This is a genomic window from Janthinobacterium sp. AD80 (assembly GCF_002878455.1).
In the GTDB taxonomy this organism is placed as follows: Bacteria; Pseudomonadota; Gammaproteobacteria; order Burkholderiales; family Burkholderiaceae_D; genus Janthinobacterium.
The window spans coordinates 1-1,775 of sequence record NZ_NRDQ01000260.1; the positions used below are offsets into that span (position 1 = coordinate 1).

Sequence of the window (1,775 nt, forward strand, 5' to 3'; positions counted from 1 at the left end):
CTGCTGCGCGCGGCGCGGCCCGTTGGCACGGACGAGTCCGAGACGCCGGGCGCCGGGGGCAATGGCGAAGGCGAAGTACGCCTGCTGCTGGAATTTACCGTCGACGACATCATGGACTGGCTGTGGGAAACCTTGAAACTGCCCCACCTCAAGCCACGCCATCTCGGTGCGATCGACGAGGTGCAACTGGTGCGTGCCGGCCTGGACCGCCATGGCGCCCGCGCCCGTCTCGACAGGCGGCGCACGGTCAAGGAGGCCATCAAGCGGCGCGCGCTGCAGCAGAACCCCGTGGCATTCACCAACGACGACCTGCGCTACCGGCAAGTGCTGGCCCGGCCGCGGCCCAGCGCGCAAGCCGTCGTGCTGTTCGTCATGGATGTCTCGGCCAGCATGGCGCAAGCCGAGCGCAAGCTGGCCAAATCCTTCTTTTTCTTTGCCTTGCAAGGTTTGCGCCGCAGCTATGCACGCGTGGAAACGCGCTTTATCGCCCATACGACCCGTGCCTGGGAGTTCTCCGAGAGCGAGTTCTTCCAGGTCAACGGCATGGGCGGCACCATGGCATCGAGCGCATTCCAGTTGAGCCGCACAATTTTGCAGGAACGCTACGCCAGCGGCCAGTACAACGGCTACCTGTTCTATGCCTCCGATGGCGAAAACTTCAGCGAAGACCGCCAGGCGGCCAGCCTGGCCCTGGGCCACCTGGCAGGCATGCTCAACTATGTGGGCTACGTGGAAACGGTGCCGGGCGTGCCGCGCAGCCTGGAAACCGAAATGCACCGCCTGTGCGCCGAACACGCGCGCCATGGTTTGCCGCTGCACAGCAGCATCCTGGCCAGGCCGGACGACGTGTGGGCGGCCATCCGCACCTTTTTCCAGCACGAGGCGGCCAGCCAGGAGGAGACGGCATGAATGCTGGCAGTATCAAGGACATGGATGGTGACTTGGCTAGTGTGGCGGACCGTGGCGGGAGTGCTGCCCATGGCGGTGGCATCGGCGGCTGCTTGAATGCTTGCATACATGGCTGCATGGGCGGCTGCACGTGCGGTTGCACGAGTAGTTGCATGAGCTCTTGCATGCGCTGGGGAGGCTGCCACGGTGATGATCGCGGCACCGGTGATGCGGCGCCGGGCGAGGCAGCGCGTGCAACGCCTGGCGCTACCGAGGCTGCGGCGGCGCAGCAAATACCCGCAAGCGATGGCGCTCCGCTGCCAGGCACAAGCGGTGCAGCGGCCGGCACCCTGGCCAGCCATGCGGCGCGCATCGAGACGCTGGCGCTGGAACTGGGCCTGGAATTCTCCCCTGTCGACTTTGAACTCGTACCCAACAGTTTCATGGCGGAGATCGCCATTTACGGCTTGCCAGTGCGCATGCGCCACTGGTCGTTTGGCGTGCGCTACATTCATCAGCTCGTGCACCAGAAGATGGGCCATTCGCATATTTTTGAGGTCATGTTCCCAGGCGACCCCTGCCATGCCTACATGGCGGAAGACAACTCGGTGGCGGAAAACACCCTGGTGACAGCCCATGTGCTGGGCCATGCGGACTTTGCACGGCGTAATGCGCTGTTCGTGCGCTTCGGCGCCATGGCCGGCCAGCACATCCTGGAACAAAGCGCGGCGCGTGCGCAGCGCATCGAAGCGGCGCTGTTGCGCCATGGCCAGGACAAGGTGGAAGCCGTGCTCGACGCGGCCCTTGCGCTGGAACAGCACGTGGACGTGCAGATGGCGCTGCACCGTCCCGCGTATCCTGCCCAGGCCGTGGCCAGCGCTGACGAT

The 1,775-nt window shown here is 65.0% G+C and carries 2 protein-coding genes; both read left to right on the forward strand.

Annotation, left to right across the window (positions count from 1 at the left end; translation table 11 throughout):
- Positions 1–909 (forward strand): DUF444 family protein (locus tag JaAD80_RS28225; RefSeq protein WP_102299466.1); only part of this gene is annotated, 909 nt, incomplete at its 5' end.
- Between the two features lie 152 nt (positions 910–1,061).
- The coding region (locus tag JaAD80_RS28230; RefSeq protein WP_258003233.1) for a SpoVR family protein at positions 1,062–1,775 on the forward strand (714 nt) is incomplete at its 3' end.